Genomic DNA, 14366 nt, shown 5'->3' with positions numbered 1-14366 from the left:
CCGCCGGAATCGGCGGGGGCGCGCTGGTGAGGATGCGTTGCGGTACTACGCCGAACCGTTGAAAAGTCCGGTGACCGAACCGTTCTCGAAGACCTCGCGAATGGTCTGCGCCAGCAGCGGCGCGATCGAGAGCACGGTCAGGGTCGGGAACTTCTTGTCCTCGTCGATGGGCAGCGTGTTTGTGACCACGACCTCTTTGGCGCCGCAGTTGGCCAGACGCTCGGCGGCCGGGTGCGACAGGATGCCGTGGGTGGCGGCGATGACCACGTCGCCCGCGCCGGCGGCCTTGAGCACCTTGACCGCGCCGGCGATGGTGCCGCCGGTGTCGATCATGTCGTCGATCAGGATGCAGGTGCGGCCCTCGACCTCACCGACCACGCGGTTGGAGACGGTCTGGTTGGGCACCAGCGGGTCGCGGGTCTTGTGGATGAACGCCATGGGCGCGTCCGCGAGCGAGTTCGCCCACTTCTCGGCGACCTTCACCCGGCCGGCGTCGGGGGAGACGACGGTGATGTTGGACAGGTCGTAGTTGTTGCGCACGTGCTCGGCCAGCTGGACCTGCGCGTGCATGTGATCGACCGGGCCGTCGAAGAAGCCCTGGATCTGATCGGTGTGCAGATCGATGGTGATGATGCGATCCACGCCGGCGGTCTTGAGCAGGTCGGCGATCAGGCGGGCCGAGATGGGCTCGCGACCGCGGTGCTTCTTGTCCTGGCGGGCGTAGGGGTAGAACGGCAGCACCGAGGTGATGCGCTTGGCCGAACCGCGCTTGAGGGCGTCGATCATGATCAGGTGTTCCATGACCCACTGGTTCAGCGGGGCCGGGAAGCTCTGCAGCACGAAGGCGTCGGAGCCGCGAACCGATTCCTCGAACCGGACGAAGGTCTCGCCGTTCGCGAAGTCGCGGGCGGTCTGCGGGGTGACGTGGACGTTGAGTTCCTTGGCCACCGCCTCGGCGAGCTCGGGATGAGCGCGTCCCGAGAACAGCATCAGATTCTTGTGGTTATCGGTAGAGAACGCGGTCACGGACGTTCGCCATCCTTTTGCTCGTCGGGATCCTCATCGGCCGCGATGGCCTTTGCGGCCGCATCGGCGGCAGCGGTGCCGGGCCGGTTGCGCTGCACCCAGCCCTCGATATTGCGCTGCGCTCCGCCGGACACCGCGAGAGCCCCCGGTGGAACATTTCTACGCAGCACAGTACCCGCTGCGGAATATGCCCCGTCACCCACGGTGAGCGGGGCGACGAACATGGTGTCGCTGCCCGTGCGCACATGGGAGCCGACCACGGTGTGGTGTTTGTTGACCCCGTCGTAGTTGACGAAAACGCTCGACGCGCCAATATTGCTGTGCTCGCCGATGGTCGCGTCGCCGACGTAGGTCAGGTGCGGGACCTTGGAGTGCGCGCCGATCGTGGCGTTCTTGGTCTCGACGAAAGCGCCGAGTTTGCCCGCGTCGCCGACCGAGGTGCCCGGGCGCAGGTAGGTGAACGGCCCGACCGTGGCGCCCGGTCCGATGCTCGACTTCTCGCCGTGCGTGCGCACGACCTTCGCGCCCGCGCCGACCACCACGTCGGTGAGCGTGGAGTCCGGTCCGATCTCGGCGTCCTCGCCGATGCTGGTGTCGCCCAACAGCTGTACGCCCGGGCGGATGACGGCGTCGCGCCCGATGGTCACGCTGCCGTCGATCCAGGTCGTCGCCGGATCGATGATGGTGACCCCGGCGCGCATGTGCCGTTCCACGATGTAGCGGTTGAGCGTGGCGGCCGCGCCGGCCAGCTGCACCCGGTCGTTGACGCCGGTTACCTTGGCGGAGTCCAGAAGTCGGGCGCCGTGCACCGGATGGCCCGCCTCGCGCGCGAGCTTGAGCACGTCGGTCAGGTACAGCTCGTAGCGCGCGTTGGCGGTGTCGATGCGGGTGATCATCACCCGCAGCACCGCCGCGTCGAAGACGTAGACGCCGGAATTGACCTCGGTGATGGCGGCCTGTTCCGGGGTGGCGTCGGCGTGCTCGACGATCTCCAGCAGCTGGCCGTCGGCGTTGCGCACGATGCGGCCGTAGCCGTTCGGGTCCTCGGGCGCGAAGGTCAGCACCGTGACCGCCGAACCCTCGGAGTAGCTGCGGTGCTCGTCGAGCAGCGCGTGCAGGGTGTGCCCGTCGAGCAGCGGCACGTCGGCGTAGGTGACCAGCACGTCGCCGGTGAAGTCGTCGGGCAGGGCCGTCAGTGCGCACTGCACCGCGTGCCCGGTGCCGCGCTGTTCTTCCTGTACCGCCAGAACGATCTGGCGGCCGAGCTCCGCTCCCACCTTGCCCACCGCGTCGCCGACCTGTTCGCGGTCGTGGCCGATCACGGTGATGAGGTACGTCGGGTCGATCTCGTTCGCCGCATGCAGCGCGTGCGCGAGCATGCTGCGGCCGGCCATCGGGTGCAACACCTTGGGGGTCTTGGACCGCATTCGGGTTCCGGCTCCGGCGGCGAGAACGACGACGGCGGTCTGCTGTGGCATGGATCTCCCTCGGCTGCGCGTCATCGTGCTGAGTGCTTGTTTTGCGCTGGGCCACAGTTGTGCTGCGTCAGCGATGTGCGGGGCCAACCATAATGACCCCGTTCGCGAGCTCCGCCGCCAGGACTCGAACCTGAACTAACTGAACCAAAATCAGTGGTGCTGCCATTACACTACGGCGGATTGCACACCGGCGGACCGTACGGTACGCCGCTCTGCGTTTGTTAGTGGCATGCGCGTGTAGATACTCGCACATGGGACCGCCTAGTCGAAACTTTTCCCGGCTCCGCCTGTCCGAAACTCGGGCGGACCCGCTCCGACGGCGGTTCCGGCGGTCGGTGCGGGTGGCGCGCCGAGTGGTGCACCGCTGTTCCGGGGGCTCGGCGTCGCGAGTCGCCGTCGAGCTGCCCCGGGTGCGTGAGATCGGTTGCCCCGGCACGGGATGCGGGGCGACGGGGTGGGTTCGGCGGCCTTGCGAGCAGGCTCGATGAGGGCGGTCTGGGACAGTGCCGGGTTCATCTGAAAGAGTTGTCCGAGGTTCGTACGGCATACAGGGAGGCGGAGACGATGGCTTCGGGTGAGGCGAGCCGGGTGTCGCGTCCACGCATGACCGGGACACAGCGACGGCAGCAGCTGATCGAGATCGGGCGGGCGTTGTTCGCCGAGCGGGGGTACGACGCGGCCTCGATCGAGGAGATCGCGCAGCGGGCGCAGGTCTCCAAACCCGTGGTGTACGAACACTTCGGGGGCAAGGAAGGGTTGTACGCGGTCGTCGTGGATCGCGAGATGTCCACGCTGCTCGATATGTTGACGGCGTCGCTCACCCAGAACCGTTCGCGGGTGCGTCTGGAACAGGTGGCGCTGGCGTTGCTCACCTATATGGAGGAGCGCACCGACGGCTTCCGTATCCTGATGCGTGATCAGCCCGCGTCGGCGGCGGAGGGTACGTACTCCTCGCTGCTGAACGAGGCAGTTAATCAGGTGGCGCACATACTCGCCGGGGATTTCGAGCGCCGGGGATTCGATACCAGTTTGGCGGTGCTCTACGCGCAAGCGCTGGTGGGCATGGTCGCGACCGCTGCGACCTGGTGGCTGGACGAGCGGCAACCGTCCAAGGAAGTGGTCGCCGCGCACCTGGTGAATCTGTGCTGGAACGGTCTCACGCATCTGGAAGCGAATCCTGAGCTGGCATCGGAATGGCCCAGCGGCACCGGTATATGAGACCTATCGGTCTGAGAAGGTCCGCCGAATAGGGGCGGAACTGGACAGTTAACCAGTGAATTGCGAAGGAGGACGGGTCGAATGCTCGAATCGACTGGCATACGGCAGCCGGGTGGTACGGTTCACCCATCCTTCGAGTGCTGTTCGAACTGTGATGTCGGTCAACTTCGGGATGTCGGTCTACTTCAGGATGGCTGGTTTGATGACAGGCGGATCTGATGGCTAGGCAAGCGCGTGCGGAGATCACTCGCGATTCCGTGCTCGCTGGCGCTGCCGATGTCTTTTTGCGGCTGGGCTATGCGAACGCGAGTCTGTCGGAGATCATCGCCCAGTCCAATGTGACCAAGGGCGCCTTGTACTTTCACTTCGGCTCGAAGGAAGAGCTAGCTCGCGCGGTTGTCGATCAGGGCAACGAGCGCCTCGTCAGCGCGTGCCAGGGATTCTTCGATCCCAGAGTGCCCGCACTCGAGGCGTGCATCGGAATCACCTACGTGGTCGCGGATCTGACCATGAACGATCCGATGGTCGGCGCCATGCTCAAGCTGACGCACCAGATCGGCGACTACCGCGGCGCGACGGGCGACAACATCGCCAAGACGTGGGGCGAGACCCATCGCCTGCTCGCCGAGCGCGCCATCGCCCAGGGGGATCTCGAACCCGAGCTCGACCCGGAGACCATCGGCCTGCTGCTGCAGGAGATGACCACCGGCGTGCACATCGTCGCGGTCAGCACCGAGTCCATCGACCAGATGGCCACGCGGATGGAACGCGCCTGGTACTTCCTGCTGCCCTCGATCGTCCCGGACGAGAAGGTCGCCTACTTCCGCGAGTTCGCGGCCCGGCGCCTGCGCCGCTACGTCGTCTGAGGGGTTTGCCCGGGGCACGTCCGGTGGCGAGGATCGGCGGGTGGATGGGGCTTGGGGTGGGGCTTATAGACTCGTCTGGCCTTCCCCTTACCCGCTGATCCGCGTCAGGAGTCTGCCTCATGTCGACCCATCGTCCACCACTGGCGGGACTGGCCGCGGTGGCCGGTGGCGACACCGCGTTGCAGCAGGTCAAGAAGCTGATCGGGCGGGATTCGGCGATGCTGGTCGCGCCCTCGGCGGTGCGGCCGTTCGTCGCGGCCACCATCGCGGGGGAGCGCCCGCTGGTGGTCGTGACCGCCACCGGGCGCGAGGCCGACGACCTGACCGGCGAGCTCACCGAGATGCTCGGCGACAGCGTCGCGCTGTTCCCCTCCTGGGAGACCCTGCCGCACGAGCGGCTGTCCCCGGGCGCCGACACCGTGGGCCGTCGCCTGCAGGTGCTGCGCCGGCTCGCCCACCCCGAGGATCCCGGGCACGACGAGCCGCTGCGCGTGGTGGTGACCACCGTGCGCTCGCTCATGCAGCCCATGGCGCGCGGGCTCGGGCAGATCGACCCCATCACCCTGCGCGTCGGCGCGGAAGCGGACTTCGATCAATTGCTCACGCGGCTGGTGGAATTCGCCTACGAACGCGTCGACATGGTCGGCAAGCGCGGTGAGTTCGCGGTGCGCGGCGGCATTCTCGATCTCTTCCCGCCCACCGCGGATCATCCGGTGCGCGTGGAGTTCTGGGGCGACGAGGTCAGCGAGCTGCGCGCCTTCTCGGTCTCGGATCAGCGCTCGCTGCACGAGGTTCCGATCGAACTCGTGGTCGCCCAGCCCTGCCGCGAACTGCTGCTCACCGAGGAACTGCGGCTGCGCGCGGCGGAGGTGGCCGCCGAGAACCCGGCGGACGCCGCCCTGCTGGAGATGCTCGAGAAGCTCGCCCAGGGCATCGCCGTGGACGGCATGGAAGCGCTGTTGCCGGTGCTGCAGCCGGGCGAGCTGGAACTGCTCACCGACGCCCTGCCCGCCGATACCCATGTGCTGCTGTGTGATCCGGAGAAGGTGCGCACCCGCGCCGCCGATCTGGTGCGCACCGGCCAGGAGTTCCTGGAGGCGTCCTGGACCGCGGCCTCCTTCGGTGGCGCCGCCCCGCTGGGCGCGCACGGACTGGACCTGGCCGCTTCGGGCTACCGGGATCTGGACGAGGTGCACGCCAATGCCGAACGGCGGCAACTGCCCTGGTGGACGCTGAGCCCGCTGATCGCCGACGATCCGCGGGAGATCGTGCTGCCGGTGCAGCCCGCGCCGGCGGCGCGCGGCTCCGAGGAACTGATCGCCACCGTCTTCGCCTCGCTGCGCGCGCACGTGCTGACCGGCGGCCGCGCGGTCATCGTGGTCGCGGGACACGGTACGGCGCAACGCATTCTGGAACGACTGGCCGACGCCGAGGTACCCGCCGCCGCCCTGGAGGCGGGCGCGGAACCGGTGCGCGGGCTGGTCGGGGTGCTGTGCGGCTCGCTGCACGACGGCATCGTTTTCGACGATGCCGGTCTGGTGGTCATCGCCGAATCGGATCTGAGCGGCAATCGCGTCACCGCCGCGGGCGACGGCAAGAAGCTGCCCGCCCGCCGCCGCAACCAGGTCGATCCGCTGGCGCTGAGCGCCGGCGACATGGTGGTCCACGATCAGCACGGCATCGGCCGCTTCGTGGAGATGATCGAGCGCACCATCGGCGGCGCGCGCCGGGAATACCTGGTCATCGAGTACGCGCCCGGCAAGCGCGGCCAGCCGGGCGACCGCCTGTTCGTGCCCATGGACTCCCTCGATCAGCTCTCCCGCTACGTCGGCGGCGAGCTGCCGAGCCTGTCCAAACTGGGTGGTTCGGACTGGCAGAACACCAAACGCAAGGCGCGCAAGGCCGTTCGCGAGATCGCGACCGAGCTGGTGCAGCTCTACGCCGCCCGCCAGGCCGCGCCGGGTCATGCCTTCGGACCGGACACCCCGTGGCAGGTCGAGATGGAGGACGCCTTCGCCTTCACCGAGACCATCGATCAGCTCACCGCCATCGCCGAGGTGAAATCCGATATGGAGAAGGCGGTCCCGATGGACCGCGTCATCTGCGGTGACGTCGGATACGGCAAGACCGAGATCGCGGTGCGCGCGGCGTTCAAGGCGGTGCAGGACGGCAAGCAGGTCGCGGTGCTGGTGCCGACGACGCTGCTGGCGCAACAGCACCTGCAGACCTTCACCGAGCGTCTCACCGGCTTCCCGGTCACCGTGAAGGGCCTGTCGCGCTTCACCGACCCGGCCGAATCCCGGGCGATCATGGAGGGCATGACCACCGGCGAGGTCGACATCGTCATCGGCACGCACCGGCTGCTGCAGACCGGTGTGCGCTGGAAAGACCTGGGCCTGACCATCATCGACGAGGAACAGCGCTTCGGCGTCGAGCACAAGGAGCACATCAAGGCGCTGCGCACGCACGTGGACATGCTCACCATGTCCGCGACGCCGATCCCGCGCACCCTGGAGATGAGCCTGGCGGGCATCCGCGAGATGTCCACCATCCTCACCCCGCCGGAGGAGCGGCACCCGGTGCTCACCTATGTCGGCGCGTACAACGACAAGCAGGTCGCCGCCGCCATCCGGCGCGAGCTGCTGCGCGACGGCCAGGTCTTCTACGTGCACAATCGGGTGTCCTCGATCGACAAGGCCGCCAAGCGGATTCGGGATCTGGTGCCCGAGGCACGGGTGGTTGTCGCGCACGGCCAGATGAACGAGGACATGTTGGAGAAGACCGTGCAGGGCTTCTGGGAGCGCGAGTACGACGTCCTGGTCTCCACCACGATCATCGAGACCGGCCTGGACATCTCCAACGCCAACACCCTGATCGTGGAACGCGCCGACGCCCTGGGTCTTTCGCAGCTGCACCAGCTGCGAGGCCGTGTCGGCCGCAGTCGCGAGCGCGGCTACGCCTACTTCCTGTACCCGCCGGAGAAGCCGCTCACCGAGACCGCCTACGACCGCCTCGCCACCATTTCGCAGAACTCGGATCTGGGCGCGGGCATGGCGGTCGCCATGAAGGACCTCGAGATTCGCGGTGCGGGCAACGTGCTCGGCGCGGAGCAGTCCGGGCACGTGGCCGGGGTCGGCTTCGACCTCTACGTGCGCCTGGTGGGCGAGGCGGTGGAGGCGTACCGCGCCGCCGCCGACGGCAGGCCCATCACCGTGGACGAGGAAGCCAAGGAGGTGCGCATCGACCTGCCGGTGGACGCGCACATCCCGCCGGACTACATCGCCTCGGATCGCCTGCGCCTGGAGGGCTACCGCAAACTCGCGGCCGCGCAGGATGATTCGGCCCTGGACGCGGTGGTCGAGGAACTCGTCGATCGCTACGGCCCGCTGCCGGTGGAGGTCGGGCGCCTGGTCTCGGTCGCCAAACTGCGGCTGCTGGCGCGTGAGTACAACATCGCCGAGATCGGCGTCACCGGAACGACTCTCAAGGTCTCGCCGCTGCACCTGCCCGATTCCAAGCAGTTGCGGCTCAAGCGGCTGTACCCGAACGCGACCTACCGCCCCACCACCGGCATCGTGCAGTTGCCGCTGCCCCGGGTCGAGGACAGCGTCGGCGCGTCCCGGGTCCGCGACGTGCAGGTGCTGCAGTTCGTCGCGGATCTGCTGCTGGCACTGGACGGTAAGGCCCCGGGCGCGGTCGACGTGCGCAGCACGCCCGCGGCGGCCGCCACGCGATGAACGCACCCGAAACCGATGCGGCCCGCATGACGCACGCGCTGGCCGAGGCCGTCGAGGTGATGGATCGGCTGTGGAACTTCGGCGGCTGGGAGGTGACCCAGACCCACGATTCGCTGCGTCCCTATCTGCTCGAGGAGACCTACGAACTGCTGGACGCGATCCAGGACGCCGACGCCGCGACGATTCGCGAGGAACTCGGCGACCTGCTGCTGCAGGTCCTGTTCCACTCCCGGATAGCCGAAGCCGCGGGCGAATTCACCGTCGCCGAGGTGGCGGCGGCCCTGGTCGCGAAACTGACGAACCGCAGCCCCCACTTGGCCGCCGGCGACATCGATCCCGGCGCGAGCAGGGCCGAGAAGATCGCCGCCCAGGAATCGGCCTGGGAGGAGCGCAAGACCGCCGAGAAGTCCCGGCGCTCCTGCCTCGACGGCATCGCCATGGCCCAGCCCGCCCTGGCCCTGGCCGAGAAGGTGCGCTCCCGCAGCGCCCGGGCCGGCCTGCCCGACGCCCTGGTCCCGCCGGACCTGCGCAGCATCGAGCTGGGCGGCCCCGACAGCGCCGAGGAGCGCCTGCGCAAATCCACCCGCGCCTTCGCCGCCCGCATCCGCGCCGCCGAGGACGCCGCCGAATCGGCCCGCGGCCAACGTCTCCCACTCGATGCCGAGGCGTGGCTGCGCTACTGGCCCGCGGTCTGAAATGGGCGCTTGTCCGGTTGTGTCGATGCGCGGGGCCGCCGTGACGCCGGGCGATTCGTCCACTCCGACCGCTATGCTTGCGCTGATCAGGGTTCAGAGGAGGACCAATGCGGGGGCGTAGTGTCGCCATAGGCCTGACGGTGTTGTTCGCGGTCACCGGGTGCAGCAATGTCGTGAGCGGGACACCCGCACCGGATCCGGTGGTGGTGAAGATGCCGAAGCTGACGCCGGACAAGATTCCGGACGTGATGCTCTCGACCGACGAGGTGGGCAAGATCGTCGCGGCCACCAATCTGACGCAGAAGTTCGAGAACACCGTGCCGACGGTCCCGAACTTCACGTACCAGCCGTCCGAGTGCGCCTCGATGCTCTACACGGCCAACTCCGATACCTACGGCGACAAGTGGACCGGGTTCCGGCTGCGGTCGCTGCAGGAGCCCGGCGACAGCTACCAGCACGCCATCTACGAAACCGTGACCACCTTCAAGAACTTCATGGTCGCCGAGCAGATGGTCACCCAGTACCGGGATGTGCTGGCCGAGTGCAAGGGCCGGCAGGTCACCAGCACGCCCAAGGACGGCAAGGACAAGCCGAGCACCCTGAAGGTCACCGAGGTCGAGCACAGCAGCGATCCGTCGGCGTTCTCGGTGGACTGGACGCTGTCCTCGAGCGGCAGCGACTGGGTCTGCTCGGACACCATGCGCACCCAGGGCAACGCCCTGATCGAGGTGTCGAGCTGCTCCTACGCCGACGCCCGCACCTCGGCCGTCATCGCCGACCGCATCGCCACCAAGATCCGCCAGCTGAACTGACGGCCGAATCGCCCGCGGCGCGAACGGGTTCGCCCGCGGCGCGAATGAAACCGCCTGCGGCACAAACGAAAGCGCTGCCCGGCCGGATGACGTCCGGCCGAGCAGCGCTCGTCATCGCGCGGCGATGATCAGACGTTGACCCCGTAGTCGCGGGCGATGCCCCCGAGCCCCGACGCGTAGCCCTGGCCGATGGCCCGGAACTTCCACTCGGGTCCGTGCCGGTAGAGCTCACCGAAGACCATGGCGGTCTCGGTGGACGCGTCCTCGGTCAGATCGAAGCGGGCCAGCTCGGCGCCGTTCGCCGCGTCGACGACGCGAATGTAGGCGTTGCGCACCTGGCCGAACGACTGCCGCCGATTGTCGGCGTCGTGAATCGATACCGGGAAAAAGATATTGGTGATCGTCGGCGGCGTACCGGCCAGATCGACATTGATCACCTCGTCGTCCCCGTCGCCGGCGCCGGTGAGGTTGTCACCGGTGTGCTCGACACTGCCCTCGGGCGAACGCAGGTTGTTGTAGAACACGAAATGCGCGTCCGACAGCACGCGCATATTCGAGCCACAGATCAGCGCGCTCGCATCCAGGTCGTAGTCCGCACCCGTGGTGGTGCGCACATCCCAGCCGAGGCAAACCGAGACCTTGGTCAAGTTCGGGGCCTGCTTGGACAGCGAAACATTTCCGCCCTTGGCCAAACTGACGCTCACATCTATCCTTCCCCGCGGTGCCTTCACACCGCATCCCTCCTGATTATGGTCGAAAGAAAGACCCATTGTGCGCGTTCAATTCGGCAGCGCACCCCGGCCAGGAGTTCAGCGCCGGAAATGTCCGAATTTAGGCACACAATGGGCCCGTCTCGCGACCTCAGTTACGCTCTGTCGCCATCGCTTTCAGCGTCGCGACGCGGCGCTCCAGATAGCGCAACTCGGTGGGATCGAGCACCGTGCGCTGGATGCCGGAGGCCACCGTGAAGGCGGACTGGCGATGATCATCGATGGTGTCCACGTCGATGGCGATCGCCACGTAGTCCTCGGCTCCGGGCAGCGGATCGGCGACCACGCTCGCTCGTCCGCTCGCGCACAGCGCCACGTTGCCGCCGCCGAGGATCAGCAGCGCCACCGCCGGCCGCGCGCGCAGGCGGGCCAGTGACCCGCGATCGGACTTGAGACTGAGCAGGATTCGTCTGTCCCCCGCGCGCACCGGCCAGGAGACCGGAATAGCGTGCGGGGCGGGATCCGTTGTGACCAGAACCGCAATGGTGTCGAGTGGCCAGTCGGGAAGGGTGTCGAGTTGGGGATGTTCCGCAGGAACCTCTACTGTAGAGGGCTCCTGACGCTCCCGCGCTTCGGCTACCATAGCGTCACCTCACGATCGGGTACCAACACAGCGGGCTGGACTGTGTTGCCATGAAGTGTATGCCGTTGCCGCAGTGGCGCGCTGGGGTCCGAGTCGCGTGCCCGGCCCCGGGCCGTTATCCCAAATGTCGGTTACAGCTGTGAAAACACCTTCGGACCTGCGCGGTAATGGATTGACGCGGGACCCCGATCGGTTGCATCATTCGTTACAGTTCCTCGTCCGTTCGAGGTCCCGCGAGTAACCGGCCGATGACCGCCCGGTGAAGCCCGTCCGCCCCTGTCCGGCGTCGACGAACGCACCCTGTTTTCCACCCCGTGACGCCCCAGGCGTCCGCCCCAGAGTGAGGTGACTGCGAATGATCTTCCGGCCGTACCTGCGACGACCGTGGATATCACCGCGCACCGCTCTGCCCGCTCCGTTCTTCTGACTCCGCCGGGGGTTTCGTGGCTCGCGCCGACACCGCATTGCGCCGGGTCGGCGCCGGGTCGCGCGGGGTGTGGTGTCCACGACGTGAGGTGCAAGCGCGAGAGAGCGGAGATGGTGATGGTGGATATGGGTTCGGGTCAGCCGGACATGGTGGGGCGTGCGAGCGCCGCGAACGCGGCGGTCTCGGCGGCGGTGATCGACGACTTGCGCTACCTGCGCGGGGAGATGGCGCTGGCGGAAATGCCGTACCTGCTGGTGCGCGACGCCGCGCACCGGCTGGTGCTCGCCGTCGACAGCGCGCATCGCGCGGCGTTGCGGCGGGTGCTCGGGGCGGCCATGGTGGCCGGATTCACCTGTAACGAGAAGCAGCACAACGTGTTCAAACTCGGCCGCGATCTGGACCCGGCCCATCACGTCGAGATCGAGGTGTGGGAATACCACGGCGACACCGTGGAGTGCCCGCGCCCGAACGCGCTGACGCGCGCGGTGTTCGACCTCGCGGACGTCGAGGTGTCCACCGTCCTGCTGTACGACGCGAGCTGGCCCACGCTGACCGGCATGTTCACCCCGCATCCCACGGACGTGGGCTTCGACATCGACATCGTGTACTCCTGGGTCGACGGCTCCGACCCCGAATTCCGTGCTCGCCGTGCGGGAATGATGGCGCAGGTGGTCGTGGGCGAGGGCGACGAGACCGACGCCCGCATCCGCCAGATCGACGAACTGCGCTACGCGCTGCGCTCGGTGCACAAGAACGCGCCCTGGATCCGGCGCATCTTCATCGCCACCGATTCCCGGGTGCCGGACTGGCTCGCGGACGATCCGCAGGTCACCATCGTGCGCGCCATCGACCACTTCCCCGACGTGAGCGGTCTGCCGATCTTCAATTCCCATGCGGTGGAATCGCAGTTGCAGCACATCGACGGGCTGTCCGAGCACTTCCTGTACTCCAACGACGACATGTTCTTCGCCCGGCCGGTGCGACCGTCCATGTTCTTCACCCCGGCCGGCATCAGCCGCTACATCGAGGCGGGCACCCGCATCGGCCCCGGTGCGAACAACGAGCGCCGCAGCGGTTTCGAGAACGCGGCCCGGATGAACCGGCAACTGCTGACCCGGCACTTCGGCAACGTCATCACCCGGCACCTGGAGCACACCCCGGTCCCGTTGCGGCGCAGCGTGTTGCACGAGATGGAGCGGGTGTTCCCGGAGGACTTCGCGCGCACCCGGGCCAGCCGCTTCCGCGCGGCCACCGACATCTCGGTGACCAACTCGCTCTATCACTACTACGCGCTGCTCACCGGGCGCGCGGTGCCGCAGGAGTCGGGCAAGATGCGCTACGTGGACACCACGTCGTACACCGGCCTGGCCCTGCTCGAGGGGCTGGAGCGCCGGCGCAACGTGGACTTCTTCTGCCTCAACGACGGCAGCTTCCCCGAGGTGCCCGAGGCCGAGCGGGTGCGCGCGGTCTCGCAGTTCCTGGAGACGTACTTCCCCGAGCCCGCGCCCTGGGAGAAGCCCGACACCACGAGCGTGATCGCCTTCGAATCCGGGGCAGCCTGAAAGACATTCGCGGCGGCCCCGCCCGAAATTGGTGGGGCCGAACGCATCCGGTCGATCGGGAAGCAGGGTCCGGCGGATCGGGCCGTATGCGTCCCGCCGGTGGGCCGAATCCAGCCGTCGCACGATGGATTCGGCCGCGCCGCGGTCAGAGCACCGATTCCCCGTCGGATTCGGTGGCACTGTCCCGCCGCCGCATGACGTGCGGAATGCGCGCCGCCGGCGGAATCACGATGCCCGCCTCGGCCAGTCGGTCGGCGGCCTGCTCGGGTGTCGCGGGCTCGCCGACCGTGGCTCCGGCCCCGATCGGCACCACCGAATGCACCACGGTGTCCGGGTACACGTGCACGTAGTTGAACGCCTGCGCCCCGTCTCGCCCGCGCAGACCGCCGGTTTGCACCGACAGATCCTGGCTGTAGCAGGTCGCCGACGCCACCGAGACCGGAATCCCGGCGAACGAGGCGCTGGTCGAGAAGTGCAGGTGCCCGGCCAGAATCGCGCGCACGTCGGTGCCGTCCAGGACGTCGGCGAGTCGGCGCTGGTCGCGCAGCTCCACCGTGACCGCCAGATCGATCACACAGGGGATGGGCGGGTGATGCATGGCCAGGATGGTGCCGAACGGGGCCGGTTCGGCCAATACCTCGCGCAGCCAATCCAATTGGGCGATGGTGATTTCGCCGTAGTGGTGCCCGGGCACCGAGGTGTCCAGGGCGATGACGCGCAGCCCGTCGAACATGTGCACGCTGTCCAGCGGTGCGTCCGAGGCCTTTTCGCCGAGCAACTGCTCACGCAGTGTCGCGCGGTGATCGTGGTTGCCCGCCACCCAGACGACGGGGGCCCCGATGCGCCGGGCGACCGGCTCGACCGCCTCGCGCAGGCGCAGGTAGGCCCCGGGCTCGCCGCGATCGGTGAGGTCGCCGGTGAAGACGATGGCGGTGGGCGTGATGCGACTCGCCTCGGCCTGGGCCAGGAGCGCGCGGAGCCGGGCTTCGGCGTCGACGGCGCCGTACAGGTCACCGTCGGCGATCAGATGGGTGTCGCTGATGTGGAACAGAACATGGTCTGCCCTCGGGTATTCGGCGACTCTCGAGATGTACACGGACATCCTCCCCGGCAGTGTGGGTGCCTCGGCTTGCCGTTTCCGTCCGTCAGAATAGCGAAGCCTTTTCTTTCAGCGTGCCTGCGTCCAGTGACG

Annotated in this window: 11 protein-coding genes and 1 tRNA gene; 6 read left to right on the top strand and 6 right to left on the bottom strand. The window is 67.8% G+C overall.

From position 1 onward, the window contains the following. Positions 1 to 45 precede the first annotated feature (45 nt). The 3 genes from ABZ319_RS28685 to ABZ319_RS28675 form a co-directional block, all read right to left on the bottom strand. Positions 46 to 1026 (bottom strand): ribose-phosphate diphosphokinase, encoded by a 981-nt coding sequence (locus ABZ319_RS28685; RefSeq protein WP_354989608.1) that lies wholly within the window; start codon positions 1024 to 1026, stop codon positions 46 to 48. Beyond that, positions 1023 to 2504 carry a bifunctional UDP-N-acetylglucosamine diphosphorylase/glucosamine-1-phosphate N-acetyltransferase GlmU gene (gene glmU / locus ABZ319_RS28680; RefSeq protein WP_354989607.1) on the bottom strand — a complete coding sequence of 494 codons (1482 nt, stop codon included), beginning with the start codon at positions 2502 to 2504 and terminating at the stop codon, positions 1023 to 1025. The genes ABZ319_RS28685 and glmU overlap by 4 nt, the downstream gene beginning before the upstream one ends. A 109-nt stretch (positions 2505 to 2613) precedes the next feature. Next, a tRNA-Gln gene (locus ABZ319_RS28675) sits at positions 2614 to 2684 on the bottom strand. Positions 2685 to 3107: 423 nt separating this feature from the next. Between ABZ319_RS28675 and ABZ319_RS28670 the strand changes: the two genes are divergently transcribed. The 5 genes from ABZ319_RS28670 to ABZ319_RS28650 all read left to right on the top strand — a co-directional run bounded on the left by ABZ319_RS28670 (position 3108) and on the right by ABZ319_RS28650 (position 9832). Then, the gene (locus ABZ319_RS28670) at positions 3108 to 3722 is read left to right on the top strand and encodes a TetR/AcrR family transcriptional regulator (protein ID WP_354989606.1); all 615 of its coding nucleotides are present in this window, start codon (positions 3108 to 3110) and stop codon (positions 3720 to 3722) included. Between the two features lie 218 nt (positions 3723 to 3940). Next, positions 3941 to 4588: a TetR/AcrR family transcriptional regulator gene (locus tag ABZ319_RS28665; RefSeq protein WP_354989605.1), complete on the top strand. Its 648-nt coding sequence runs from the start codon at positions 3941 to 3943 to the stop codon at positions 4586 to 4588. Between the two features lie 119 nt (positions 4589 to 4707). After that, complete coding sequence (gene mfd / locus ABZ319_RS28660; protein WP_354989604.1) at positions 4708 to 8325, top strand: transcription-repair coupling factor; 3618 nt, start codon at positions 4708 to 4710, stop codon at positions 8323 to 8325. After that, complete coding sequence (locus ABZ319_RS28655) at positions 8322 to 9020, top strand: MazG family protein (RefSeq protein WP_354989603.1); 699 nt, start codon at positions 8322 to 8324, stop codon at positions 9018 to 9020. Before mfd ends, ABZ319_RS28655 begins: the two co-directional genes overlap by 4 nt. Positions 9021 to 9127: 107 nt before the next feature. Beyond that, on the top strand, positions 9128 to 9832 hold the full coding sequence (locus ABZ319_RS28650) for a sensor domain-containing protein (protein WP_354989602.1): 705 nt from the start codon (positions 9128 to 9130) through the stop codon (positions 9830 to 9832). Positions 9833 to 9960: 128 nt separating this feature from the next. Here ABZ319_RS28650 and ABZ319_RS28645 read toward each other — a convergent pair whose 3' ends face one another. Together ABZ319_RS28645 and ABZ319_RS28640 are read right to left on the bottom strand one after the other, a co-directional pair. After that, on the bottom strand, positions 9961 to 10536 hold the full coding sequence (locus tag ABZ319_RS28645; RefSeq protein ID WP_354989601.1) for a TerD family protein: 576 nt from the start codon (positions 10534 to 10536) through the stop codon (positions 9961 to 9963). 157 nt (positions 10537 to 10693) lie between these two features. After that, positions 10694 to 11185 (bottom strand): hypothetical protein, encoded by a 492-nt coding sequence (locus ABZ319_RS28640; RefSeq protein WP_354989600.1) that lies wholly within the window; start codon positions 11183 to 11185, stop codon positions 10694 to 10696. Positions 11186 to 11758: 573 nt separating this feature from the next. On the opposite strand from ABZ319_RS28640, the gene ABZ319_RS28635 reads away from it, so the two are divergent. Continuing rightward, entirely contained in the window at positions 11759 to 13174 is a 1416-nt protein-coding gene (locus ABZ319_RS28635) for a stealth family protein (RefSeq protein WP_354989609.1), read from the top strand. 145 nt (positions 13175 to 13319) lie between these two features. Here the strand turns inward: ABZ319_RS28635 and ABZ319_RS28630 are convergent, their stop codons facing one another. Continuing rightward, complete coding sequence (locus tag ABZ319_RS28630; RefSeq protein ID WP_354989599.1) at positions 13320 to 14276, bottom strand: phosphodiesterase; 957 nt, start codon at positions 14274 to 14276, stop codon at positions 13320 to 13322. Positions 14277 to 14366 lie beyond the last annotated feature (90 nt).

It is taken from the genome of Nocardia sp. NPDC005978 (genome assembly GCF_040614455.1).
GTDB lineage: Bacteria > Actinomycetota > Actinomycetes > Mycobacteriales > Mycobacteriaceae > Nocardia.
This window is presented reverse-complemented; position numbering and strand designations above follow the sequence as displayed.